This window comes from Amycolatopsis sp. NPDC001319 (genome assembly GCF_042896185.1).
GTDB lineage: Bacteria > Actinomycetota > Actinomycetes > Mycobacteriales > Pseudonocardiaceae > Amycolatopsis.
Genome location: NZ_JBIAWY010000006.1, coordinates 428,747 through 452,806 on the forward strand (window position 1 = coordinate 428,747; position 24,060 = coordinate 452,806).

Sequence of the window (24,060 nt, forward strand, 5' to 3'; positions counted from 1 at the left end):
CCGAAGAGAATCACGATCGAGGCAGCCGGGACCGAAGAGTCACGATCGGGCGGGCCTGGGCAACGGCCGCGCCGGGCTGCGAAGGGGCGACCGGACCTGAGCACACGAGAATCCGCGCTCCACCCCTACCGGGTGAAGCGCGGATCCCACGATGTGACCGAAGGGAGCTACTGCTCCTCGAAGCGCTGGCGGAAGCGCTCTTCCATGCGTTGCGTGAACGAGCTCTTGCCGCCCGATCCCTTGCCACCGCCGCCGCGGCCGGAGTCTTTGCCGCCTCCGCCGCTGTCGCCGTGGCGTATCGACGTGACCGCCATCATGACCCCGAAGAACATCACGAGGAACCCCAGCACGCTGATCAACGGGATGTCGGCGACCCGCAGGACGGGCACCACCACGCCGAGCACCAGGAGCGCTACCCCCACCACGAACAGCGCGATCCCTTGGATGCGCCGTCGACGGGCGGGGCGGCGCAACCGGGTGCCACGCACCGTGGATGCGAACTTGGGGTCCTCGGCATAGAGCTCGCGCTCGATCTGATCGAGCAGCCGCTGCTCATGCTCGGAGAGTGGCATCTTTCCTCCTCCGGCACAGCTGTCGCGGGCGCCGGGCCGCGCAACGTTCTGGACCCAACTGCCGGCCCCAGGCGGGGCGGCACTGTCCAGGATACGAGCCCCGCGCGCGTCCGACTACCCGATCCCGCATCCAGAAGGGATCGAATTGGGGGAAATCACGACTGACGTGGGTTGACAGTGGGTCACGACGGCCCGGTGACGGTACAACGGACGACACAATGGGCGACACAGCTCACGTCTCCCGGGGCGTCAGCAACGACGCCGGGCGCACCGCGGCCGACCCGAATTTCGACCGCGCCACGTCGGCCGCCACTTCCGCGTCGCGCCAGCGCGGCTCGGCGGAGGCGAACTGGAGCTGCTCACCGCCCTCGCCCGTGTCCAGGCCCTCCACGCGCACGCCGATCAGCCGCACGGCCCCGGTGGGCGCGTGCTCGGCCAGCAGCTCGACGGCGGTCCGGTGGATGTCGCGCGCGACGTCCGTCGCCGTGTACAGCGTGCGCGCCCGGGTGATCGTGGTGAAGTCGGCGAAGCGGACCTTGATCGACACCGTGCGCCCGCGCAGCCCGCGGGCCCGCAGGGTCGCGCCGACCCGTTCGGACAGCCGCAGCAGCTCGAGCCCGAGCTCGGCGCGGCTGTGCAGGTCGATCTCGAACGTGCGCTCCGCCCCGATCGACTTCTCCGCCGTCTCGGGGACCACGGCTCGGTCATCGTGCCCGTTGGCGAGCGCCCACAGGTGGTCGCCCATCGCGTTGCCCAGCGATCGCCGCAACCGCGCGGGCGGCGCCGCGGCCACGTCGGCGATCGTGTGCAGCGCCTGCCCCCGCAGCTGCTCCTCCGTGCGCTTCCCCACGCCCCACAGCGCCGAGACCGGCAACGGGTGCAGGAACGCCAGCGTCTCGGCCGCCGGCACCACGACCATCCCGTCGGGCTTCGCCATCCCCGACGCGAGCTTCGCGACGAACTTGACCTTCGCCACGCCCACCGAGCACGTGATCCCGTGCTCCGCCTCCACGCGCGAACGGATCCGCGCGCCCAGTTGCGCGGGCGTGGCCCCCAGCCGCCGCAGCGCCCCGCTCACGTCCAGGAAGGCCTCGTCGAGGCTCAGCGGCTCCACGAGCGGTGTGAGCTCGCGGAAGATGTCCATCACCTGCCGCGAGACCTCGCCGTAGAGCCCCGAGGTGGGGGTGATGCAGATCAGGTGCGGGCACAGTCGCCTCGCCGTGGAGAACGGCATCGCGGAGTGCACGCCGTACTTGCGCGCCGGGTAGTTCGCCGCGGACACCACCGACCGCGGCCCGCCGCCGGACACGACGACGGGTTTGTCCACCAGCTCGGGCCGCGTCCGCAGCTCGCACGACACGAAGAACGCGTCCATGTCCACGTGCAGGATCCCGCAGCCGGTGTCGTCCGGCAGCGTCCCGGCACCCGTGGTGACGCGGTAGCGGGCCATGCCGCTGGGCAGTTCGGCGTTTCTGCTCCCCACGGGGACCGACGCTACCGGGGACCCCCGACAATTCCGGGCAAGCCCGGCTCAGCGCCGCAGGAGCGCAGGTTCAGACCTGCGCGGGCCGCGCCATCGCGTGCAGCCGCCCGGCCACGTCGCGCAACGCAGGCACCGCGGCCGCCGCCAGCTCGAAGTCCGCCAGCTCGTCCTCACGCACCTCACCGGGCACGACGTCGGCGATCACGCGGTCGCCCTGCAGCAGCGTCACCTCGAGGCCCGCGGCCACCAGCAGCTCGGTCAGGCCGGCGCTGTCGAAGCGGCGCAGCACGGTGTCGCGCCCGCCGGGCACCACGCCGTCGGCGCCGTCGAGCAGCCGCTGGGCCTCGGCGATCCGGCCGGCCAGCGCGCGGTGCAGCACGGCCGCGTTGCGGTTGGCCACCAGCACGGACAGCGCCCCGCCGGGGGCGACGGCCGCGGCCAGCGCGGCGAGTGCCACCGCCGGGTCGTCGACGACCTCCAGCAGGCCGTGGGCGAGCACGAGATCGGCCGAGCCGGCCTCGACGTGGGCGCCGAGGGCGTCGGAGTCGTCCGCGATCACCGTGATCCGGTGCGAGACACCCTCCTCCTCGGCCCGGCGCCGCAGCGTCGCCAGCGCGTTGGGATTGGGCTCGACCACCGTCACGAGGCAGCCCGCCGAAGCGAACGGCACCGCCCAGCCGCCACTGCCGCCGCCGACGTCGACGACGGAGGGCTGCTCCACGCCACGGGCGCGGGCAGCCCGCAGCTCCGCTTCGAGCGCCCGGCGAACGGCGCCCGAACCCCGGGCGGCCACGGTGTCCGTCTTCATAGTCGGACAGGGTAGTGCCCGCCCACCGGTCACCCGCCGTCACCCGGGCCTGCCCGGAAGAGGTGTTCGGCACCTTCCTCGCGACCCGGCCCACCCGCGGCCCGTAGGCTGTGCCGAGTGCACACGGTCGCCGTTCTCAGCCTCAAGGGTGGCGTCGGTAAAACGACGGTCGCGCTCGGTATCGCGTCGGCCGCTCTGCGTAGGGGTACCCGCACACTCGTGGCCGACCTCGACCCGCAGGGCAACGCCACGACCTCGCTCGACCCGCCCTACACCGACGCGACGCTCGCCGACGTCCTCGAGACCCCCGCGCGGGCCGTCCTCGAACGCGCGATCGCGCCCAGCGTGTGGAGTGACGAGGTCGACGTGCTGGTCGGCGCCGAGGAGCTGGAGCTGCTCAACGAGCCCGACTCCGACGGCCGGCGCCTGGAGAACCTCTCGCGCGCCCTCGACGAGCTGCACCAGAACCCGTTGCGCGAAGAGCCGTACGAGCTCGTGGTCATCGACTGCCCGCCGTCACTCGGCCGGCTGACGAAGTCGGCGCTGGTGGCGGCCGACAGCGCACTGATCGTCACCGAGCCTACGATGTACGCCGTGGCGGGCGCCCAGCGCGCGCTGGAGGCCATCGAGCGCATCCGCGAGGAGAGCAACCCGGGCCTGCGCCCGATCGGCGTGCTGGTCAACAAGCTGCGCGTGCGCTCCTACGAGCACCAGTTCCGCGTCGCCGAGCTGCGCGAGAACTTCGGTTCGCTGGTGATGCCCACGGCGATCCCCGACCGGCTGGCCGTGCAGCAGGCGCAGGGCGCGTGCAGCCCGATCCACGAGTGGCACTCCCCCGGCGCCCAGGAGATCGCGCTGACGTTCAACATGGTGCTGGCGAAGATCCTGCGGTCCAACCGCGCCGGGCGCCACCGCGTGCGCGGCGACGAGGACGAGGCCCTCGAGACCGCCGACACCACCGCCGAATCGCCGGCGACCGTGTCCGACGCCGCGGGCTGAGCCGTGCCCGAGGGCGACACCGTCTTCTTGGCCGGCAAGCTGCTCGACAAGGCGCTGGCCGGGAAGACGCTGGTACGCGGGGAGTTCCGCCACCCCGCACTGGCCACTGTGGACCTTTCCGGCCGTGACGTGCTCGGGGTCGACACGGTCGGCAAGCACCTGTTCACGCGCTTCTCCGGCGACCTCACGCTCCACAGCCATCTGCGCATGGACGGCAGCTGGGACATCTACCCCGCCGGCGGCCGCTGGCGCACCCCGGCCCACCACGCGCGGGTGATCCTGGCGACCGCCGACGTGCAGGCGATCGGTTTCCGTCTCCACGACCTGAAACTCGTGCCCACGGCAGGGGAACACGACCTCGTCGCACACCTCGGCCCCGACCTGCTCGATCCACAGTGGAGCGACGAGCACGCGGACCGGGCCGCGGCCGCGCTGGCCGCGCAGCCGGATCGGGAACTGGGTGACGCGCTGCTCGACCAGCGCGTGCTGGCCGGTGTCGGCAACCTGTACAAGGTCGAGATCTGCCACCTGCTCAGGGTGTCGCCGTGGACGCCGGTGTCCGAAGTGGACACCCGGAAGGCCGTGGCACTGGCCCGGAAGCTGCTGGTGGCCAACGCGTGGCGCCACGAGCAGGTGACCACCGGCGATCTCGCGCGCGGCCGGCGCAACTGGGTCTACGAGCGCACGCGCCAGGGCTGTTTCCGCTGCGGCGGCCGGGTCGAAGTCCACGACCAGGGCGAAGGCGTCTACCGGCGGCCCACGTGGTTCTGCCCGCGCTGCCAGCCCGGTCCGCACCCGGTGGACTGAACCGCCGAGGGCTGGGCGACGGCGTGCCCGCGGGCCCCGGTTCGGCGCCCCCTGTTCGCGTCGGGCGAACGGATTCGGACATCCCAGGCAGGCAACCGTGAGTTCGCCCAAATGATGTTGCCGCGCACCGGCATTCGCGGTTAGCGTGGTCTTACACGAGAGAGGAGGTGGTCCTAAGTTGTATTCTCACAGGACTCGTGAGGTGGCTGTCCGCTAGCGGATGGCACGCGTAGGGACTTTGAGCAGCGATACAACCTGAGCCACCTTCGGCTCATCGCCTGCTTCGCGTGTTTGCCTGATAGCGAATACCAGGCAGTCACCGGGCTCCCGGGGCTTTCGAGCACCGGTCCGGCTTGGACTCGGACGTTTGACGGCGTCCGAGAGGCGCCCCGGGAGCACCCCTTCATATACGAGATCTCGCCGTCGGGCCCCGCTGGGCTACCGTCCGGCGATCGATCCCCCTTTTTCGCCGATCAATCGGCCCGGGCGCATACCCCGAACGGCCGTATGTGGCTAGCCTGAACGGCATGCTGAGGCCCGATTACCCGATCACGACGGAACGGTTGCTCCTGCGCCCGTTCACGCTGGCGGACCTCGACGCGCTGAACTCCTTCCAGTCCCGGGCCGACGTCGCCCGCTACCTCTACTGGGGACCACGCAGCCGGGCCGAATCCGCCGCCGCGCTCGCGAAGCGCGTGCACAGCTCCACGCTGACGCAGGAGGGCCAATTCCTCGCCGTCGCGGTGGAGCTCGCCGAAACCGGGCAGCTGATCGGCGACCTCAACCTCGAGTACCTCAGCTCCGAGCACCGCCAGGGCGAGATCGGGTTCGTCTTCCACCCCGACCACCACGGCCGCGGCCTCGCGCTGGAGGCGACGAAAGAGCTGCTGCGTCTCGGGTTCGAAGATCTGGGCCTGCACCGCATCGTCGGGCGCTGCGACGGGCGCAACAGCGCGTCGAGCGCGTTGATGGAACGCCTCGGGATGCGCAAGGAAGCACACCTGAAGGAGAACGAGATCGTCAAGGGCGAGTGGACCGACGAACTGGTCTACGCGATGCTCGAAGACGAGTGGAAGGAAACCGTCGCCGGCTGAGCGGCGCCCGCGCACGGCGACCGGCGCCACAAGCGGCCCGGGTTCCGAAGGCCGCCGCGGAGCCGATGAGGCAGCATGGGCGCGTGCTCTTCGAGAAGATCGCCCGCCCCGGGCTGTACCGGCTGGCCTACCACGACCCCGAGCTGGTGCACGAGCGCACCGTGCGGCTGCTGAGCCGCGTGGGACCCGCGCTCGGGCCGCTCGCGCGGGTCTACGGCACCGACGACCCCGTCACCGTGCTGGGGCTGCGCTTCCCGAACCGGGTCGGGCTGGCCGCGGGCATGGACAAGAACGGCCGCGCGCTCACGGCGTGGCCGGCGCTGGGGTTCGGGTTCGTCGAGGTCGGCACCGTCACGCGGCACGCGCAGCCGGGCAACCCGAAGCCGCGGCTGTTCAGCCTCCCCGAGAGCGACGCCGTGATCAACCGGATGGGCTTCAACAACGACGGCGCCGAAGCCCTCGCCCGCCGCCTCGCCGCGCAGGGCAAACCCCGCGTGCCGCTCGGGATCAGCATCGGCAAGTCCAAAGTCACGCCCCTCGACGAGGCCGTGGCCGACTACCGCTTCTCGCTGCGCGCGCTGCACCCGTACGCCGACTACTTCGCCGTCAACGTCAGCTCGCCCAACACCCCCGGGCTGCGCGCGCTGCAGGACAAGGCCGCGCTGGGCGAGCTGCTCGCCGAGCTGCGCCGCACGTCGAGCGAACTCGGCGGCAGCACGCCGCTGCTGGTGAAGGTCGCGCCGGACCTCACCGACTCCGCGCTGGCGGAACTCCTGGAGGTCTGCCTCGACCACGGCGTGGCGGGTCTGATCGCCACCAACACCACCCTCTCGCGCGACGGCATCGCCCCGGCCGAAGCCCACCTCGCCACCGAGTCCGGCGGCCTCTCCGGCCGCCCCCTCACCGCCCGCGCGCTCGACGTCGTCCGCTTCGTCCACGACCACACCGACGGCAAGCTCCCCATCATCGGCGTCGGCGGCATCCTCGGCCCCGACGACGCCCACCGCCTCCTCGACGCGGGCGCCAGCCTCGTGCAGCTCTACACCGGCTTCGCCCTCCACGGCCCGGCACTGGTGCGCCGCGTCAGCCGGGGAATTGCGGGCCGGCCGGCCTGACCGATCCGGAGTCGGCGCGCTCTTAGCCGGAGCCCACAGACCCGGCGGACAGACCGACGACGCCCGCCGCCGTCGGTCTGTCCGTGCAACTTCGCTTTGCACGGGTGCGATCCCGTGCAGTCTCGTCAGCTGACGGAGCGGGCGCCGGCCGTGCTGATGAAGCGCAGGTAGCCGCGCCAGGAGGCGTAGCGGTCGAGGGTGGGGCCGCCGCCGGTGGCGGATGGGGGGCAGAGCACCGCGAGGGGCGTGGTGCCGTCCTCGAGTTCGACGTGGCCGAGGACGAAGGGTTCCGGCAGTGCGGCGGCGAACCGGCCGAACGCGGCCGGCGAGAGGCGCCAGAGTTCGCCGTCGAGGGTGGCGCTGCCGGGGATCACGCCGGGCTGCGGCGGGTCGGTGTCGAGCAGGACCATGCGGTAGCGCTCGGCGGTCTGGACCGGGGTGACGAACCGGGCGCCCCGCAGCTGGTCGTGCAGGGGCTGGCCACGCAGGTGCGCGCCGAACACGACCAGGTCGACGCCTTCGGCCGGGTAGGGCTCGCGAGCCTGCTCCCCGGTGAGGATCGCGGCGAGGTCGAGCGCGATCTGGTCCTCGAACGCCCGCACGGCGATCGTGACGCCGAACGGCCGCTGGTCCCCCGGCGCGACCGGCACGGTCACGGCGGCGAGGTCGAGCACGTTCACGCACGCGCTGTACGTCCCCAGCCGCGCGCTCACCCCGAGCGGGTCGGCCAGCGCCTCGTCGAGGTCCGGGTGGTCGGGCACAGTGGGCAGCAGCAACGCGTCGCACTCGCCGAGCGCTTCGCGGGCCGCCGCGCGCAGCCGGGCGACCTGGCCCTGCACCTCGGCGAGCTCGTGGGCCAGATGCGTGCCGGCCGCGGCGACGATGCCGGTGACCGTCGGATCCGCACCCTCAGGCTTTCCGGCGAGGACGTCTCCGGCCGACGCGTAGCGCTCGGCCACCAGCGCGCTGCCGTAGAGCAGTTGCCCTGCTTCGAAGAACACCCCGAGTTCGATCGGCTCGATCACCGCCCCGGACGCCTCCAGCGAAGACACCGCCACGCCGAACGCGCGCCGGGCCGGTCCGGACAACGCGGCGAGCCCGGCGTCGTCGGGGACGGCGACGCGGGGCCGCTCCCCCGCGCCGAGCCGGGCGTCCGCGGGCCACCGGCGCACGGACGCGTCCTGGCCGTCCGGGCCGGTCAGCACGGCGAGGGCGCGCTGGCCGAGCGTGAGGCTGCTCGCGAACACCGAAACGCAGTCGAACGACGGCGACGCCGGGAAAACGCCGGTCTTCGGCACGAGCCCGAGCGTCGGCTTGAGGCCGACGACCGCGTTCAGCGCCGCGGGCACCCGCCCGGAGCCGGCGGTGTCAGTGCCGAGTGCGAGATCGGCGATCCCGAGCGCGACGGCCACGGCAGAACCGCTGCTGGACCCACCCGCGACCTTCTGGGGGTCGCCGGCCGAAGCCACCGCGCCGTACGGGCTGCGCGTGCCGGCCAGCCCGGAGGCGAACTGGTCGAGGTTCGTCTTGCCCAGCACCACGGCACCCGCGCCGGTGAGCCGCGTGACCGCCGTGGCGCTGGTCACGGGCACGCGCGAAAAACCCGGGCACCCCGCGGTGGTGGGCAGCCCGGCGACGTCGACGACGTCCGTGACCGCGAGGACGGTCCCGGCCAGCGGGAGGTTCTCGCCGGCGCGGACGCGCTCGTCGACGGCCTTCGCGTCGACCAGCACTTCTTCCAATGTGCGGAGGCTGATCCAGAGTTCGGGCCGGTCGACCTGGGCGAGGCGTTCGAACGCGGCCACCACCCGCTGGTGCGAGCTGGGCGGCGGGACGGGCACGGGTTCCGGTTCGGGCGGGAGCGTGGTCACGGGGGGTCCTTTCCTCGACGGAACGGATGAGTCCACTGTGTACGTCCGGCGCCACGGAACCTCAGGCCACGGCGCCGATCCTGGCGGATGCCACCACTGACTTCATGAGAAAAACGTTAAACCGCACGCGTTTCCGTAACCAGCTGTTTCGGATTACGCCATTGTTTCGGTATTCGGGGAGACTCACCCACCGTCGGCGCGAAGTGACGACCACTAGGCCGACCGGAAACCGAAACTGCGCCATCCGGCTCGTTCCGGTGCCGTACACAGCACCCGGTCACCGCACGGGAATCCGCACGCGCGGGAAAATCACCCGCGGAAAAATCCGCCGGCCGGCGTGGCGAACCGCTAGGACAGGTCCCGCAACGCCAGCGCGAGCCCCGCGAGGTGGTCGGTCGCGTCGGTCAGCGCCTGCTTGGACGTGCCCATGCCGTCGCTGCTGGCCGCGACCGCGCGTCCCGCCGCGGCAACGAGGCTGCCGAAGCCCTCGATGCCGTCGTCCAGCTGTTCGCGCAGCTTCGCCACGGCCGCGTCCAGCGCACCGCGCTCGCGTTCGGGAGCGGAGTTGCGGCCGCGTTCGATGGCCTGGATGCGGGCGGCCAGCCCCCGCAGGGCGCGGGCCGCTTCCTGGGCCGTGGCCCGGGCGTCGGCCACGGAGACCTCGGGGACGGCGGTGGTGCCCAGCGAGGTGGGCACGGACAGCTGCCGCAGCAGCTCACCGAGGGAGGCTTCGGACTCCGCCAGGCGCTCCATCGGTTCGCGCGCGGCCGAGGCGGCCGGGGGCAGCGGCGGCGGGGCCGCGCTGCTCGCCGCCGGCAGTTCGAGTTTCTTCAGCTCACGCAGCTTCAGGCCGGTCCGCACGCTGAACGTGCCGAACACGACCGTGCCGAAGCCCGCGAGCACGGTCTGGGCCACGTCGGTGCCGCCGGCGCCCATCAGGCCCGTGCCGGCGAGCACCGTCAGGACGCCGAGGAAAATCGTGATGAGCAGCCACAGCGTCAGCACCCGTGAGGTGCGGGTGATGCGGCGCCGGTGCTTGGCCGCGGGTTCGTTCCACCGCTGCCACTTCGCACGCGCCTCGGCGACGGCCGGGACCTGCCCGGCCACCTGCGCGAACGCGGTGGGCACGGTGGTCCGGCGCACCACGGGCGGCGCGGGACGCTTCGGCGGAGACGGCCTCGCGGCGGGCTTCCCGCCAGCCTCGTCGGCCGGCGGGAAGTACCGCTGCAGCTTCTCCTGGGCACGCTGGGCGTACTCCGGCAGCTTTTCGATGTGCTTCTCGAGCTTGGCGTTGAACTCGTTGAAGTCCCGCCGTCCACCGCTGCCGGCCATGCCCTACCCCCGGGAGTCGTCCTCGCGCCCGGCGGTCAGGCCGGGTTCTTGCCCTGTTCGGCCTGCACGCGGGCCTGGATCTCACGCTGGATGTCCGCGGTGCCCGCCGTGCCGGCCGACTTCGCGGCGCCGCCACCGTCGGTGACCTGCGCGACGGAGTCACCGCGCATCGACGCGCGGATCTGCTCCAGACGCGAGTGGCCCGCCATCTGCGTGGCGGACTCCTGCACCTCGAGCATGCGGCCCTGCACCGAGTTCTGCGCCAGCTCGGCCTGGCCCAGCGCGGTGGTGTAGCGCTTCTCGATCTTGTCGCGGACCTCTTCCAGCGACGGCGTGTTGCCCGGCGCGGCCAGCTGGCTCATCTGGTTCAGCGAAGCGGAGACCTGCTCCTGCATCTTCGCCTGCTCCAGCTGCGAGAGCAGCTTGGTACGCTCGGCCAGCTTCTGCTGCAGCATCGTGGCGTTGCGCTCCACGGCCTTCTTGGCCTGGGCCGCGGCCTGCAGCGACTGGTCGTGCAGCGTCTTGAGGTCTTCGATGCTCTGCTCGGCCGTGACCAGCTGCGCGGCGAAGCTCTCCGCCGCCGTCTCGAACTCGGTCGCCTTCTGCTCGTCGCCCTTGCCGCGGGCCTCGTCGGCGAGCACCAGGGCCTGCCGGGTCGACGCCTGCAGCTTCTCGACCTCGCCGAGCTGCCGGTTGAGCTTCATCTCCAGCTGGCGCTGGTTGCCGATCACGGAGGCGGCCTGCTGCGTCAGCGCCTGGTGGTTGCGCTGTGCCTCCTCGATGGCCTGCTGGATCTGCACCTTCGGGTCGGCGTGCTCGTCGATTTTCGACGAGAACGACGCCATGAGGTACTTCCAGAACTTCACGAACGGGTTGGCCATCTCCTCCGCCTGCCTTCTTGCGTCCCACGGGCCCTGAGTTGTCTCGAGGTGGGGCGTCGCTCCCCTAGTTCACAACGTCCCGACCCCGGCGTTGGGTTCCATCGTGTCAGGTCAGCCCCTGCCGTTCCAGGCGACCCCGGGGGAATTCAGGGACGACCCTGATCGATCCTGTGAATACGCGTACGGCCCCGGGGTCACTACCCGGGGCCGTACGCGTACGAAGCGTTTCTCCGCGTGTTCCTAAGCCGCGATCGTGGACGCGAGCTTCGGCGCGCCGATCGTGGTCCGCAGCTGGGTGCTCATCCGCGGACCGGGCGAAAGCCGCAGGTCGGACAAGTCGTCGCCGACCAGCTCGCCCACCAGGCGGCCGCCTTCGAACCCGCTCGCCGACGCGGTGGCTTCCCGCTCCGCCGGCACGGTCTCCCGCGGGGCGCCGTCGACCACACGCTCGTCGACCGGGGCCACTTCCACCGACTCGAGGGCCGACACATCGGCCGCGACCTTGTGGAGCAGCTCGCCGAGCGGAAGGTCCAGGGCGTCGCAGATGGACGCCAGCAGCTCGCTGGAGGCCTCCTTCTGACCGCGCTCGACCTCGGACAGGTAACCGAGGCTCACCCTGGCGGCGCGGGAGATGTCACGCAGCGTTCGACGCTGGTTGGTGCGGGCATGACGGAGCCGATCACCGATCGCCTCACGCAACAGCACGGTCATCACGCGCCTCCCTTCCCGAACTGGTGCCTCCTACGTTACCCAGAGCGGTGCCCCGAGCGCAGGACTTGACACGTACGTCCGCCAAGGGCGAACGCCGCTTTCAGTGTAGATGTTCCCCGAGCAGGGAAAACGCCGAGCGCACCGAAGCGGTCCTGATCATGTCCCGGTCACCGGTCTCCACCAGGGTACGGACGATCCGTGTCGAAGGCCCGCTGAGCCCGATGTGCACGGTGCCCGGCGGCACTCCGTCCTGGGCGGTCGGTCCCGCGACTCCGGTCAGCCCCAGGCCCCACGTGGCCCCGCAGCGCTCCCGCGCGCCGTCGGCCAGCTGCGCCGCCACCTCGGGGTTCACGGCGCCGTGCTCGGCCAGCAGCTTCTCGTCGACGCCCGCCAGCACGGCCTTCAGCTCCGTGGCGTAGACGACGAGCCCGCCGCGCAGCACCACGCTCGCGCCCGGGATGCGGGCGACGGTGGCGCACACCAGCCCGGCGGTCAGCGACTCGGCCGTGGCCACGGTCTCCCCGCGCCGGGTCAGGACGGCCACCAGCTCCGCGGCCGCCGCGTCGAGCTCCGCCATCAAGCGCCCGTCGCTCGGCGGCCGGCCGCGCGCAGGCGGATCGCGCGGACCAGGTAGTCGACGCCGGTGACCACGGTGAGCAGCACGGCGAGCCCCATCAGCACCCAGCGCACCGGGTCGGCCCCGGCCGGCAGCGGCAGCAGGTACACGACGATCGCCAGGATCTGCGTCATCGTCTTCGCCTTGCCGCCGCGGCTCGCGGGGATCACACCGTGACGAATCACCCAGAAGCGTAGAAGTGTGACACCTATCTCCCGGACCGCGATCACGATCGTGACCCACCACGGCAGCTCGCCCAGCACGCTGAGGCCGACGAGCGCGGCGCCGATGAGCGCCTTGTCCGCGATGGGGTCGGCGATCTTGCCGAAGTCGGTGATCAGGCCGTACTTGCGGGCGACCCAGCCGTCGACCTGGTCGGTGGCCGAGGCGATGACGAACAGGCCGGTGGCGATCGCGCGCCACGTGGTGTCCACGCCGTCGCCGGCGAAGAGCGCGAGGACGAACAGCGGCACCAGCACCAGCCGCGAGAGCGTGAGCAGGTTCGCGACGTTCAGCGTCGGGACGGGCGTCGGTTCGGGTACGGCTGGCTCGGGCATGCGGGCGGCCCCCGTTTCAGCAGGCACCTCGTGGGTCTGGGGGGTCGCGCCCGGGGACGACACCTTCGCGGCGCGGGTCATGCCCTCGCCGGCGTCGCTGGGTGCGGCACTCACCGGTCCGCGTCCAGCACCGGGCGGACGATCAGGTCGACCCCGGCGGAGTCGACGACCTCGCAGCGCACCAGATCGCCCACCTCGACGGCGGCGCGGTCCGGGTCTTCGAGGATCACGCACTCGCCGTCGACCTCGGGCGCCTGGTGGGCGGCGCGGCCGACGGCGTCGTCGCCGTCCTCGGCCGCCTGCTCCACCAGGACGTCCACGAACGTGCCGATGCGATCCTCGGCCCGCTGGGCGGTGAGCTCCTCGACCAGTGCCGAGATCCGGGTGACGCGCTCGGTGACCACGGCGGGGTCGAGCTTGCCGTCGAAGGTCTCGGCCTCCGTGCCGTCCTCGTCGGAGTAGCCGAACACGCCCACGGCGTCGAGGCGCGCGCCGGTGAGGAAGCGTTCGAGCTCCGCGAGGTCGTCCTCGGTCTCGCCGGGGAACCCGACGATCACGTTGGTGCGGATCCCGGCCTCCGGCGCGTACTCGCGGATCTGCTCGGTGAGCGCGAGGAACGAGTCGGTGGACCCGAACCGGCGCATCCGGCGCAGCACCTGCTCGCTCGAGTGCTGGAAGGACAGGTCGAAGTAGTCGGCGACGCCCGGCGTGGTCGCGATGGCCTTGACCAGCTGCGGCCGCGTCTCGGCGGGCTGCAGGTAGGACACGCGCACGCGGTCGATGCCATCGATGTCGGCCAGGCGCGGCAGCAGCAGCTCGAGGGCCCGCGTGCCGTCGCGGCCGAAGTCCTTGCCGTAGGAGGTGGAGTTCTCGCTGACGAGGAACAGCTCCTTCACGCCGTTCTCGGCGAGCCACTGCGCCTCGGCGACGATCTCCTCCGGCTGACGCGAGACGAACGAGCCGCGGAACGACGGGATGGCGCAGAACGAGCAGCGCCGGTCGCAGCCGGACGCGATCTTCAGCGCGGCCACGGGCGAGTCGTCGAGCCGGGTGCGCAGCACGCGGGGGCCCCAGCCGTGCTGGGCGTGCCCGGGAACCTCCACGGCTTCCGCGGCGGCGGGCCGCTGCACCGGGCTGATCGGCAGCAGCTTGCGCCGGTCCGACGGGGTGTGCGACGCGACCGTGCGGCCCGCCACGACGTCGTCGAGGCGGTCGGACAGCTCGGCGTAGTGGTCGAACCCGAGCACTGCGTCGGATTCGGGCAGGCTCTCGGCCAGCTCCGTGCCGTAGCGCTCGGCCATGCACCCGACGGCCACGACCTTGCGGCCGGTGTCGGACGCGGCCAGCAGCGTGTCGACCGAGTCCTTCTTCGCCGACTCCACGAAGCCGCACGTGTTGACCACGACCACGTCGGAGTCCTCGGGGTCCGCCGCCAGCTCCCAGCCTCCGGCCGCGAGCCGTCCGGCCAGCTCCTCGGAGTCGACCTCATTGCGGGCGCAGCCCAGGGTCACGAGGGAGACACGACGGCTGCGGGCTGGCTCAGTGGTGGGAGAAGGCACGACGTTCAGGGTAGCCGCCGCACCCGCGCCGGTCGGCGACGGCGTCACCCAGTGCGGTGGCCCGGCCCCGCCGGTGGGCGGGCTTTCCCGCTCCCCCACCGGCGGCGCGCGGCGAACCTCACCCGTGCGAGGGCAGATCCGCCGGTGTCAGGAGCGTCAGTTCGGCGTCGTCCACGGACTCCAGGTCGACGTCCGGGCCCGCCAGGCGCAGCGCCTGCGCGGCGATCGCCTGCTCCAGCAAGCCGCGGGCCGAGCGCCCGTTGGCGAAGCCGCTGCCGCGGTCGAGCCCGGCCATGACGGCGGGCAGCGCGGCGGTGAGCTCGGGCGCGAGCCGGTAGCCGCGCTGCGCGGTCATCGCCGTGAAGATCGCCGCGAGCTGCTCGTCGGTGTAGTCCGCGAACTCGACGGTGCCGCCGAAGCGCGAGCGCAGGCCGGCGTTGGCGTCGAGGAAGCGGTCCATGTCGGCGGGGTAGCCGGCGGCGATGACGATCAGGTCGTCGCGGTGGTTCTCCATCTGCACCAGCAGCTCGGCGACGGCCTCGTCGCCGTAGTCCGCGCCGCCGCTGCCGTAGCTCTGCACGAGGTTGTAGGCCTCGTCGATGAACAGCACGCCGCCGAGCGCGCGTTCGCACACCTCGCGCGTCTTGGGCGCGGTCTGGCCGAGGTACTCCCCGACCAGGTCCGGCCGCGCCACCTCCACCAGGTGCCCGGACGACAGCAGCCCCAGCTCCCGGTACAGCCGCCCCATGAGCCGCGCGACGGTCGTCTTCGCGGTGCCCGGGTTGCCCGTGAAGACGAGGTGGCGGCTGCTCGCCCCGACCGGCAGGCCGGCCTTGCGCCGCCGCGCGTCCATCCGCGCCCCGGCGACGAGCGCGCGCACGCGCTCCTTCACCGCGTCGAGGCCGATCATGCCGTCGAGCTCGGCGAGCAGGTCGTCGAGACCACGGCGGGGGCCGGCGTCGTCCGTGACGGCGACGCCGGATTCGCCGACGCCCGGCAGGTCCGCGGCGACCAAAGTGGACAGTGCCGACGCCGGGGTGTCCGGCTGGGCCGCGAGCCGGGCCGACTGCTTGCCGATCGTCGACTCAAGCACGCCGCGGGCGGAGCGGCCGTTGGCGAAGCCGCGCCCGCGCGGGATGCGGCGCATGGCCTCGGGCAGTTCCGCGAGGAGGTCGTCGGCGAGCTCGTAGCCCTGGCCCTGCGCGAGGACGCGGTAGATCCCGGCCAGCTCGTCGGCGGTGTAGTCGGGGAACTCGATCCGCGTGGCGAACCGCGAGCGCAGGCCCGGGTTCGTCTCGAGGAACGCGTCCATCTCCTTCGGGTAGCCGGCGGCGAAGACGATGAGGTCGTCGCGGTGGTTCTCCATCTGGAGCAGGAGCTCGGTGACGGCCTCGCGGCCGTAGTCGTCGTCCTTGTCCAGTGCGAGGCTGTAGGCCTCGTCGATGAAGAGCACGCCGCCGGACGCGCGTTCGCACACGGCGCGGGTCTTCTTCGACGTCTCGCCGACGTACTCGCCCACCAGGTCCGGCCGCGCGACCTCGACGACGTGACCCTTCGGCAGTGTCCCCAGCGCCTGGTAGATCTTCCCGACCAGCCGCGCGACGGTCGTCTTCGCCGTGCCCGGGTTGCCCGTGAGCACGAGGTGCCGGCTGCGGGTCGCGATGGGCAGGCCCGCTTCGCGGCGCCGGGCGTCGATCTGCGCCTCGGCGACGAGCGCGCGCACGCGCTGCTTCACCGAGTCGAGCCCGATCATCCCGTCCAGCTCGGCGAGCAGCTCCTCGATCGGGCGCCCGCCCCGCTGCTCGGCCGCGGCGACGAGCGGTGCGAGGTGGTGCAGCGCCAGGTGGATCCGGCCGTCCGTCGACGGACCGCTCGCGACGGCTTCACGGCCGGCCGCATCGAGCAGGCCTTCGACGCCGCGCGCACCCGCGGAGAGGTTCGCCAGCTGAGCCAGCCGGTCGCGGACCTCCGGGGGCAGGACGAAGGACCGTTCGGCCGCGACGACGTCCAGCAGCGCGGCCGCGTGCGCGGGCTGCGTGAACCGCGGCATCCGGTACTGCAGCACGGCGGACAGCAGGTCCGGCGCCTCGGTGCGCAGCCGCTCGACCACCCGCTCGGTGCCCGCGAGCACGAGCAGGCGGCAGCTGCTCTGGTCGTGCGCGTAGTCCCGCAGTGCGCGTTGCGTCCCCGCGGAATCCTTGTCGAAGAGCGCGTCGACGTCTTCGACGAGGATCATCGCCGGGTCGGTGCGCTGCGAGACGTACCCGCGCAGCGCGTCGCCGGCGGAGTCGTCGCCCAGCACCTCGGCCGCGCCGACCGTGGCGAAGTCCTCGAAACCGACCTCGGCCGCGCCGAGCCCGTCGCGCACCGATCGCCACAGCCGCCGCTGCCCGGTGTGCGGCTCGCCGACGAGCAGCACGAGCGGGTTCGGCTGGCGGGTGCCGGCATCGTTGCGGCGCTCCCATTCCCGGTACGCGACGGTCCACTCGGCGTACGCCTTCTCGTACCGCTCCTGCTCTTTCCGGCCCCAGACCCGGTTGCCGGCGGCGAGCAGGTCGAAGGTCATCGAGCGGGTGTTGCGGGCGAGGTCGTCGATCAGCCCGCCCTGCTTGCCCTTGGGCCGCTCCGGTTCCGGCGGCGGCGGTTCACCCGAGCCGCCCTGGCCGTGCCGCGTGCGGTCGGCCCACGAGACGACCTGCACCACCCGGCTCACGAACTCGGCCGCCGACTCGTCGCCGGAGACGAACGACCCGCTGCCGAGGTTCTCCACCCGGACGGGTTTTTCGGCCGGACGCGCGGGCACCGGCGGCGCGGCGGGACCCGCCGGACGGCTCTGCTGCGGCGCGGATTGACCCGGCACCGGCGCGGACTGGACCGGCGGTGGCGTGGCTGGGCCCGGCCACGGCTGCGCGGGCACCGGCCCGGACGGAACCGGGGGCGCGGGCGGAAAACCGGTCTGGACCGGCGAAGGCCCGGATCGCATCGGCGGCGCAGGCGGTGGCCCGGACGGCATCGGCCGTCCGCCTTGCCCACCCGGAGCACCAGGGCCGGCGGGCACGAACGGACCACCACGACCCGATCGCCCCGGACCCTGACCCGGCGGCCCGCCGGCGTTCGGCGGCACCATCCGCGTGCCGGCCCGGTACGCCGGATCCGGCGGCACCACCCCGAACTGCCACGCACCACCCGGTCGTGACCACTGCCACGGCTGTCCCGGCACCAGCAGCCACGAAGTGCCGTCCGGTCCGGTCAGCATCGTCGTCCGGCCCGCCGCCGCCTCGGCCTGGGCGGCCTGGAACGCGTCCCACCCCGCGCGCGTCATGTCCCCCGCTTCCCCCTGTCGATCTTCCGGTGCCGCAGCATACGGGGATCAGGGATCCGGGGCGATCACCACTTCAGCGCGGCCTTCACCTGTTTGTCGGCGATGGGGGCCAGCGTGGTCAGGAACGTGGCGGTGAGGTGGTTGTCGTCCATGTACACCAGCACGTTGCCGACCACAGGCGGGCAGGTGTCCTTGTCGCAGAAGTAATCCGTGAAGTCCAGGAACGACACGTTGTCCGGCACGCCGTTCGTGTTGGTGTACGACGGAGTGGCCGGCTGCACGGCATCTCGGTCGAGCACGCACGCCGGGTTGGTCGGTCCCTGCTGGGCGACGCAGGCGGCCATGTTGAACGCGAACCGCGGGTTGTCGCGCAGGGCCACCACGGGAATGCCGGCCTTGTCCATCGCCGACCACTGGTCCACGAAGCCCGGCGGGGTCGTCTCGGGCACGCCCGCGTGGGTGTTCACGCTCGCCAGCGTGACCACGGCGTCGGGGTGCATCGCGACGATCTCGTCGGCCGCGGCCTTGTTCCAGTCCATGCAGGGCTGGTCGCCGGGCATCAGGTCGGCGTTGCTGGAGAACGGGCACGCGCCCTTCAGCATCGACGTCACGGCCCAGCCCTCGGTCTGCACCATCGGCAGGAACGCGGCGAGGTACTGCTGCATGTGCGAGTCGCCGACGAGGACCACGCGCTTCTTCGGCGGTCCGTCGGGATTCTGCGTGCAGACCTTCAGTTCCTCGTTGCGCGGCGACATCGTGCACTTGTCGTCGGTGATGCCGGCCCAGTCTTCGGGCAGCTTCAGCGTCGGCGGCACGATCGAGGGCTCAGCCGAACCGCGGTAGACGAACCCGGGCGCGTGCGCGGCGGCGCCGGGGTGGTCGGCGTCCGCGAGCGAGATCGTGTAGTTGGCCTGCGCCGAGGTGTAGGTGCCCCACACGCCGGCCGCGATCAGCACCGGCGCCAGCGCGAGGATGCCGAACCGGTAGGCGCCCCAGCGCTTGACCGTGCCGATCTTCGACAGCCGGATCGGGTTCTCGATGAAGTGGTAGGTGAGGATCGAGAGCACGAACGACGCGCCGATCACCACCGCGCCGCCGAGCAGCCCGACGGCCACGCGGTCGCGCACGACCAGGTAGAACACCAGCACCGGCCAGTGCCACAGGTACAGCGAGAAGCTCAGGTTGCCGAGGTAGCCCAGCGGTTTCGAGCTGAGCCAGCGATCGGCGCCGAAGACGGTGTCCGTCTGGCCGGCCACGAGCACGAGCCCGGCCGAGAGCGTCGGCCACAGGGCGATCCAGCCGGGGAACACGGAGTCGACGCGCAGCACGATGCCGCACAGCACCAGCCCGGCCACGCCGATCCAGCCGAGCACCACGCGCAGGCCGCGCGGCAGCGTGAACGCGTCGAGGAACATCACCATCAGCCCGCCGAGCGCGAACTCCCACACGCGGGTGAGGCCGTGGAAGTAGGCCAGCGGCTGGTCGACCGCGGTGAGGTAGACCGAGTACGCCAGCGAGGCGACGAACAGCGTGATGAGCAGCGTGTTCACCGTGTGGCGCAGCGACAACCCGAGGCGGCGGACGAGGAAGCCGAGCGCGACGAAGACCAGCGGCCACAGCAGGTAGAACTGGCCCTGGATCGACAGCGACCAGAAGTGCTGGACCAGGCTCGCGCTGTTGTGCTGGGCGAAGTAGTCGACCGAGTCGGCGGCCAACTGCCAGTTCTCGTAGAACAACGCGGAGGCGAAGACCTCGCGAATGGTCTGGAACCAGCGGTCCTCGGGCAGCAGCAGCGTGGAGACGACCACCACCGTCAGCAGCACCGTCATCGCGGCCGGGAACAGCCGCTTGATCATCCGGCCCCACATCGGCCGCAGCTCGATCTTCCCGCGCAGCAGCGCGCGGTAGAGCTGGCCCGTGATGAGGAAGCCCGAGACGAGGAAGAAGACGTCGACGCCGCCGGAGATCCGGTCGAGCCACACGTGGTAGACCACGACCAGCAGCGAGGCGAGGGCTCGCACGCCCTGCAGCTCGGGCCGGAAGCGGCTCTGCGCCGCGGCGGGCGCCGGACGCTTACCGGGTCGTTCGGGGGCGACCACGGTGGTCCCGGACATGCACTTCCTCCCCAAGAGGCCACGCGCGGCGGCCTGATGTTCTGAGCGGCTACTGATCGGTCGGGGCGTGCAATAGCTATACGTGAACGCTCTGTCGCTCACGCATCCGGGGTACCTCGATCGAGCCGTCCGGGGCGCCGGGCACCGCGATCGATATCTTGGACCGTGTGCCCCCTGACTCCGTCCGACCCACCGTCCGCCGCGCTCGCATAGCCGACGTCCGCAAGATCAAAGCACTGGTCGACGCCGACGCCGGCCGCGTGCTCCTCGAGAAAGACCTGGTCACGCTCTACGAGGCGATCCAGGAGTTCTGGGTGGCGGTGGACGAGGACGGCACCGGCGACGAGGACGTGCTCGGCGCCGCCGCGCTGCACGTGCTGTGGGAGGACATCGCCGAGCTGCGCACGGTCGTGGTCGACAAGGCCGCCCGCGGCCGGGGCATCGGTCACGCGCTGGTGGGCCGCCTCGTCGACGAGGCACGCGACCTGGGCCTCAAGCGCCTGTTCGTGCTGACGTTCGAGACGGAGTTCTTCACCCGCCACGGCTTCGTCGAGATCGACGGCACGCCCGTGTCGCACGAGGTCTACGAGGAGATGCGCCACTCGCTCGACCCGGGCGTCGCGGAGTTCCTGGACCTGCCCTACGTCAAGCCGAACACGCTGGGCAACTCGCGCATGCTGCTGGAGTTCTAGCCCGGCAGTCCCAGCCCGGCCTCGCTCGCTACCGGCCGGGTGCCGTTGACCCGCGTGCGCCGCCGCACGAAGCCGAAGGGCAGGTCGCCCGGGTGATCAGCTCACCCGCAGCGTGATCCGCTCGCCCGCCCGGCTCACGTCGACGAGCTCGACGTGAGCCGCCGCGTAGGTCAGCTCGTGCGGCCCGCGCCGGCCGGTGTGCAGCTGCGCCGCCGTCTGCTCCCCGCGCCCCGGCTGGCTCAGCGTCACGGCCACGACCGCGTCACCGGGCCACACGCACGTGACGTTCGCCGGGCACCGCGAGTCGTCGACCAGGCGGGTGTAGCGCACGGTCAGGTCCTTGGTGCCCAGCTGCGCCTCCTGGCCCACCCCGAGCGTCACGTCGCGACCGGCCTCCGCCGGCACGGTCCCCACCGCCGCGGCCGGCTGCGGCAGCGGCGCCGCCCCGTCGAGCGTGTGCGCGAGCGCCACCGAACCCCCCGCGCCCACCGCGAGCACGGCGACGGTCCCGATGGCCAGAGCGAGCTTGTGCGCGTCCATGTGATCAGGACGGAAGGATCACCGGTCCCGGTTGCACGAGGACCCGATCAGAAGTCCTCGTCGTCCGAGTCGCCCGCCGGGGCGTCGCCGCCGCGGATCATGAAGAGGACGCCCTCCAGTTCTTCCGGCTTGATGAGGACGTCGCGGGCCTTCGAGCCTTCCGAGGGGCCGACCACGCCGCGGCTTTCGAGGAGGTCCATGAGGCGGCCGGCCTTGGCGAAGCCGACGCGGAGCTTGCGCTGGAGCATCGAGGTGGAGCCGAACTGCGACGTGACGATGAGCTCGGCCGCCTGGAGCAGCACGTCGAGGTCGTCGCCGATGTCGGGGTCGATCTCCTTCTTCTCGCCCGCCTTGGCGGCCGTGACGCCGTCGGTGTAGTCGGGCTGGGCCTGGTCCTTGGCGAACGCGACGACGGCCGCGATCTCCTCGTCGCCCACGAACGCGCCCTGGATGCGCACCGGCTTGCCCGCGCCCATCGGCAGGTAAAGGGCGTCGCCCATGCCGATGAGCTTCTCGGCGCCCGGCTGGTCGAGGATGACCCGCGAGTCGGTGAGCGACGACGTGGCGAACGCCAGCCGCGAGGGCACGTTGGTCTTGATCAGGCCGGTCACGACGTCGACCGAGGGCCGCTGCGTGGCCAGCACCAGGTGGATGCCCGCGGCGCGCGCCTTCTGCGTGATGCGCACGATCGCGTCTTCCACGTCGCGCGGCGCGGTCATCATGAGGTCGGCCAGCTCGTCGACGATCGCCATGATGTACGGGTACGGCCGGTACTCGCGCTCGCTGCCCGGCGGCGCGGTGATCTCGCCCGAGCGCACCTTGCGGTTGTAGTCGTCGATGTGCCGGACCTTGTTGACCTGCATGTCCTGGTAGCGCTGCTCCATCTCCTCCACCAGCCAGGCCAGCGCGGCGGCGGCCTTCTTCGGCTGGGTGATGATGGGCGTGATCAGGTGCGGGATGCCTTCGTACGGCGTGAGCTCGACCATCTTCGGGTCGATGAGGATCATGCGGCACTCGTCGGGCGTCGCGCGGGCGAGCAGCGACACCAGCATCGAGTTGACGAAGCTCGACTTACCGGAACCCGTCGACCCCGCCACCAGCAGGTGGGGCATCTTCGTGAGGTTCGCCGTGACGAAGTGGCCCTCGATGTCCTTGCCGAGCCCGATCACCATCGGGTGGTTGTCCTTGACCGTGGACGGCGCGCGCAGCACGTCGCCCAGGCGCACCATCTCGCGGTCGGAGTTCGGCACCTCGATGCCGACGGCCGACTTGCCGGGGATCGGCGCGAGCAGGCGGACGTTGTCCGTGGCCACGGCGTACGCGATGTTCTTCGTGAGCGCCGTGATCTTCTCGACCTTCACGCCCGGGCCGAGCTCGACCTCGTAGCGCGTGACCGTGGGCCCGCGGGTGAAGCCGGTGACCTGGGCGTCGATGCTGAACTGGTCCAGCACGCCGGTGATCGCCTCGATCATGGCGTCGTTGGCCTTGCTGCGGGACTTCGGCGCGTCGCCGAGCTTCAGCAGGTCGGGTGACGGCAGCTGGTAGTCGCCCTCGACGGTCCGGGTCATCGCCATCGGCGGCTCCGCCGCCTTTTTCGGCTTCTTCTCCGGCACCTCTTCGGCGGGCTTCGGCTTCGGCGGGCGCACCGGCGTCGGCGGCTCGGCGAGCATCGCGTCGAGGTCGAGCTGCTCGCCCTCGGGGTCGGCGCTGCTCTGGCGCCGGCGCGACGGCTTGCGCAGCCGCACGGCCTTCGGGTCGGCCTCGACGACCTCGTCGGTCTCGGGTTCCGCGCCCTCGCCCTCGAGGTCGGCCAGCTCGTCCTCGTCGAGGCCCCACGTGCGCAGGCGGTGCGGGATCTCGCGCACGGGCGTACCGGTGAACACCAGCACGCCGAACAGCAGCGCCAGGATCAGCAACGGCACGGCGACCCACGTGGTGACGCCCTTGGTCAGCAGGCCGCCGGAGAACAGCCCGACGATGCCGCCGGCGTACATGCGGCCCTCGTTGGTTTCGGGCAGGGCCGTGAAGATGTGCAGCATCCCCAGCACGGACAGCACGACCAGCACCGTGCCGATCACCATCCGCGGGCGCGTCTCAGGGTTCGGCTCCGACCGCATCAACGCGACCGCCACCACGACCAGGACCAGCGGCAACGTCACCGCGCCCGCGCCCAGCACCGTGCGCGTCGCGACCTCCACGGCCGCGCCGATCGGCCCCGCGGCCCGCCACCACACGCCCACGGCCGCGACGATCGCCAGCGCGATCAGCCCCAGCGCCAGCCCGTCGCGGCGGTGTTCCGGCTCCAGCTCCCGCGTGCGCCCGACCGTGCGGGCCAGCGAGCCGACGCCCTTGGCCACCAGGTTCCACGTGCCGCGCACCCCGCGCCCGAACGCACCGGACTTCGCCTTCCCCCGCCGCGGCGCGGGCTTGCGGGCGGTGCTCCTCGGCCGCGACCCGGAGGCACGTGACCCGCCCGAGCCCGACGAACGCGCCCCGGAACCCCCGGACGACCGCGGCTTCGCCGGCGTGCGCGAACCACGCGCCGGTGCCTTCCCGCCGCTTCCCGCCGTGCTCCGCTTCCTCGTCGCCGACCCAGACATGCCTCCACGGTAACGGCCCGGGACCGATAGTCACATGCGCCACTCTCAGCGCAGGGGAAACAATCGTCTCGGATGTCCCCGCCGACCTGGCGGGTTCCGCTCAGCAGAGCGATCCGGCGGCCGCGACGATCTGCTCGGCCTTCGCCTGGTCGACCGACCCGTCGGCGCCGGTGAAGTACCAGGTCGCGCTCGCCGGCACGGCCGCGTGGTCCTTGCCTCGCGCAAGGTCGTCGCAGAGGTCGTGCGCGTGCACGACGGCGCGGGCCTCGTTGGTGACGAGGCCGGGGTCGATCGAACCAGCGCGGGTGCGCGCCGGTTCGTCACGGAGCCGAGGTCACGTGGTCAACCACCCCGACGGTCCGAGATCCACCCCATGACAAACTCTGC

21 protein-coding genes are annotated in these 24,060 nt (G+C 72.0%); 6 read left to right on the top strand and 15 right to left on the bottom strand.

Annotation, left to right across the window (positions count from 1 at the left end; translation table 11 throughout):
• Window positions 1-167 precede the first annotated feature (167 nt).
• The 3 genes from ACFY1H_RS25425 to ACFY1H_RS25435 all read right to left on the bottom strand — a co-directional run bounded on the left by ACFY1H_RS25425 (window position 168) and on the right by ACFY1H_RS25435 (window position 2,863).
• Complete coding sequence (locus tag ACFY1H_RS25425) at window positions 168-572, bottom strand: DUF3040 domain-containing protein (RefSeq protein ID WP_366582188.1); 405 nt, start codon at window positions 570-572, stop codon at window positions 168-170.
• A gap of 232 nt (window positions 573-804) precedes the next feature.
• The gene (locus tag ACFY1H_RS25430; protein WP_386950535.1) at window positions 805-2,022 is read right to left on the bottom strand and encodes a DNA polymerase IV; all 1,218 of its coding nucleotides are present in this window, start codon (window positions 2,020-2,022) and stop codon (window positions 805-807) included.
• A gap of 103 nt (window positions 2,023-2,125) precedes the next feature.
• Window positions 2,126-2,863 carry a methyltransferase domain-containing protein gene (locus tag ACFY1H_RS25435; protein ID WP_386950152.1) on the bottom strand — a complete coding sequence of 246 codons (738 nt, stop codon included), beginning with the start codon at window positions 2,861-2,863 and terminating at the stop codon, window positions 2,126-2,128.
• A 117-nt stretch (window positions 2,864-2,980) separates the two neighbouring features.
• On the opposite strand from ACFY1H_RS25435, the gene ACFY1H_RS25440 reads away from it, so the two are divergent.
• From ACFY1H_RS25440 to ACFY1H_RS25455, 4 genes are all read left to right on the top strand, one after another.
• The gene (locus ACFY1H_RS25440; RefSeq protein WP_386950155.1) at window positions 2,981-3,862 is read left to right on the top strand and encodes a ParA family protein; all 882 of its coding nucleotides are present in this window, start codon (window positions 2,981-2,983) and stop codon (window positions 3,860-3,862) included.
• A gap of 3 nt (window positions 3,863-3,865) precedes the next feature.
• Complete coding sequence (locus ACFY1H_RS25445; RefSeq protein WP_386950157.1) at window positions 3,866-4,669, top strand: DNA-formamidopyrimidine glycosylase family protein; 804 nt, start codon at window positions 3,866-3,868, stop codon at window positions 4,667-4,669.
• Window positions 4,670-5,196: 527 nt separating this feature from the next.
• The gene (locus ACFY1H_RS25450; protein ID WP_366582192.1) at window positions 5,197-5,763 is read left to right on the top strand and encodes a GNAT family protein; all 567 of its coding nucleotides are present in this window, start codon (window positions 5,197-5,199) and stop codon (window positions 5,761-5,763) included.
• Window positions 5,764-5,846: 83 nt separating this feature from the next.
• Entirely contained in the window at window positions 5,847-6,878 is a 1,032-nt protein-coding gene (locus ACFY1H_RS25455) for a quinone-dependent dihydroorotate dehydrogenase (RefSeq protein ID WP_386950160.1), read from the top strand.
• A 125-nt stretch (window positions 6,879-7,003) separates the two neighbouring features.
• Here the strand turns inward: ACFY1H_RS25455 and atzF are convergent, their stop codons facing one another.
• The 9 genes from atzF to ACFY1H_RS25500 form a co-directional block, all read right to left on the bottom strand.
• Window positions 7,004-8,749 (bottom strand): allophanate hydrolase, encoded by a 1,746-nt coding sequence (gene atzF / locus ACFY1H_RS25460; protein ID WP_386950163.1) that lies wholly within the window; start codon window positions 8,747-8,749, stop codon window positions 7,004-7,006.
• Between the two features lie 348 nt (window positions 8,750-9,097).
• On the bottom strand, window positions 9,098-10,081 hold the full coding sequence (locus ACFY1H_RS25465) for a hypothetical protein (RefSeq protein WP_366582195.1): 984 nt from the start codon (window positions 10,079-10,081) through the stop codon (window positions 9,098-9,100).
• A 35-nt stretch (window positions 10,082-10,116) separates the two neighbouring features.
• Window positions 10,117-10,962 carry a PspA/IM30 family protein gene (locus ACFY1H_RS25470; protein ID WP_360602562.1) on the bottom strand — a complete coding sequence of 282 codons (846 nt, stop codon included), beginning with the start codon at window positions 10,960-10,962 and terminating at the stop codon, window positions 10,117-10,119.
• 240 nt (window positions 10,963-11,202) lie between these two features.
• Entirely contained in the window at window positions 11,203-11,673 is a 471-nt protein-coding gene (locus ACFY1H_RS25475; RefSeq protein ID WP_366582196.1) for a helix-turn-helix transcriptional regulator, read from the bottom strand.
• A 100-nt stretch (window positions 11,674-11,773) separates the two neighbouring features.
• The gene (locus ACFY1H_RS25480) at window positions 11,774-12,250 is read right to left on the bottom strand and encodes a CinA family protein (protein WP_366582197.1); all 477 of its coding nucleotides are present in this window, start codon (window positions 12,248-12,250) and stop codon (window positions 11,774-11,776) included.
• Complete coding sequence (gene pgsA / locus ACFY1H_RS25485; protein ID WP_386950168.1) at window positions 12,250-12,960, bottom strand: CDP-diacylglycerol--glycerol-3-phosphate 3-phosphatidyltransferase; 711 nt, start codon at window positions 12,958-12,960, stop codon at window positions 12,250-12,252. Before pgsA ends, ACFY1H_RS25480 begins: the two co-directional genes overlap by 1 nt.
• Window positions 12,957-14,405, bottom strand: a complete 1,449-nt coding sequence (gene rimO / locus ACFY1H_RS25490) for a 30S ribosomal protein S12 methylthiotransferase RimO (protein ID WP_386950171.1) — start codon at window positions 14,403-14,405, stop codon at window positions 12,957-12,959. The genes pgsA and rimO overlap by 4 nt, the downstream gene beginning before the upstream one ends.
• A 118-nt stretch (window positions 14,406-14,523) precedes the next feature.
• The gene (locus tag ACFY1H_RS25495) at window positions 14,524-17,265 is read right to left on the bottom strand and encodes an AAA family ATPase (protein ID WP_386950174.1); all 2,742 of its coding nucleotides are present in this window, start codon (window positions 17,263-17,265) and stop codon (window positions 14,524-14,526) included.
• A gap of 527 nt (window positions 17,266-17,792) precedes the next feature.
• Entirely contained in the window at window positions 17,793-19,841 is a 2,049-nt protein-coding gene (locus ACFY1H_RS25500; RefSeq protein WP_386950177.1) for an acyltransferase family protein, read from the bottom strand.
• A 167-nt stretch (window positions 19,842-20,008) separates the two neighbouring features.
• Between ACFY1H_RS25500 and ACFY1H_RS25505 the strand changes: the two genes are divergently transcribed.
• Window positions 20,009-20,533 (top strand): amino-acid N-acetyltransferase, encoded by a 525-nt coding sequence (locus ACFY1H_RS25505; RefSeq protein ID WP_366582201.1) that lies wholly within the window; start codon window positions 20,009-20,011, stop codon window positions 20,531-20,533.
• Window positions 20,534-20,629: 96 nt separating this feature from the next.
• On the opposite strand, the gene ACFY1H_RS25510 is transcribed toward ACFY1H_RS25505, so the two are convergent.
• Together ACFY1H_RS25510 and ACFY1H_RS25515 are read right to left on the bottom strand one after the other, a co-directional pair.
• Entirely contained in the window at window positions 20,630-21,073 is a 444-nt protein-coding gene (locus ACFY1H_RS25510) for a hypothetical protein (RefSeq protein WP_386950180.1), read from the bottom strand.
• Between the two features lie 47 nt (window positions 21,074-21,120).
• Window positions 21,121-23,451, bottom strand: coding sequence for a DNA translocase FtsK (locus ACFY1H_RS25515; RefSeq protein WP_386950183.1), 2,331 nt, complete (start codon window positions 23,449-23,451; stop codon window positions 21,121-21,123).
• Here ACFY1H_RS25515 and ACFY1H_RS25520 point away from each other — a divergent pair.
• Window positions 23,423-23,686, top strand: a complete 264-nt coding sequence (locus ACFY1H_RS25520; protein WP_366582336.1) for a hypothetical protein — start codon at window positions 23,423-23,425, stop codon at window positions 23,684-23,686. The two genes, ACFY1H_RS25515 and ACFY1H_RS25520, sit on opposite strands and share 29 nt — an antisense overlap.
• Window positions 23,687-23,773: 87 nt before the next feature.
• Here ACFY1H_RS25520 and ACFY1H_RS25525 read toward each other — a convergent pair whose 3' ends face one another.
• Window positions 23,774-23,965: a DUF732 domain-containing protein gene (locus tag ACFY1H_RS25525; RefSeq protein ID WP_366582328.1), complete on the bottom strand. Its 192-nt coding sequence runs from the start codon at window positions 23,963-23,965 to the stop codon at window positions 23,774-23,776.
• Window positions 23,966-24,060 lie beyond the last annotated feature (95 nt).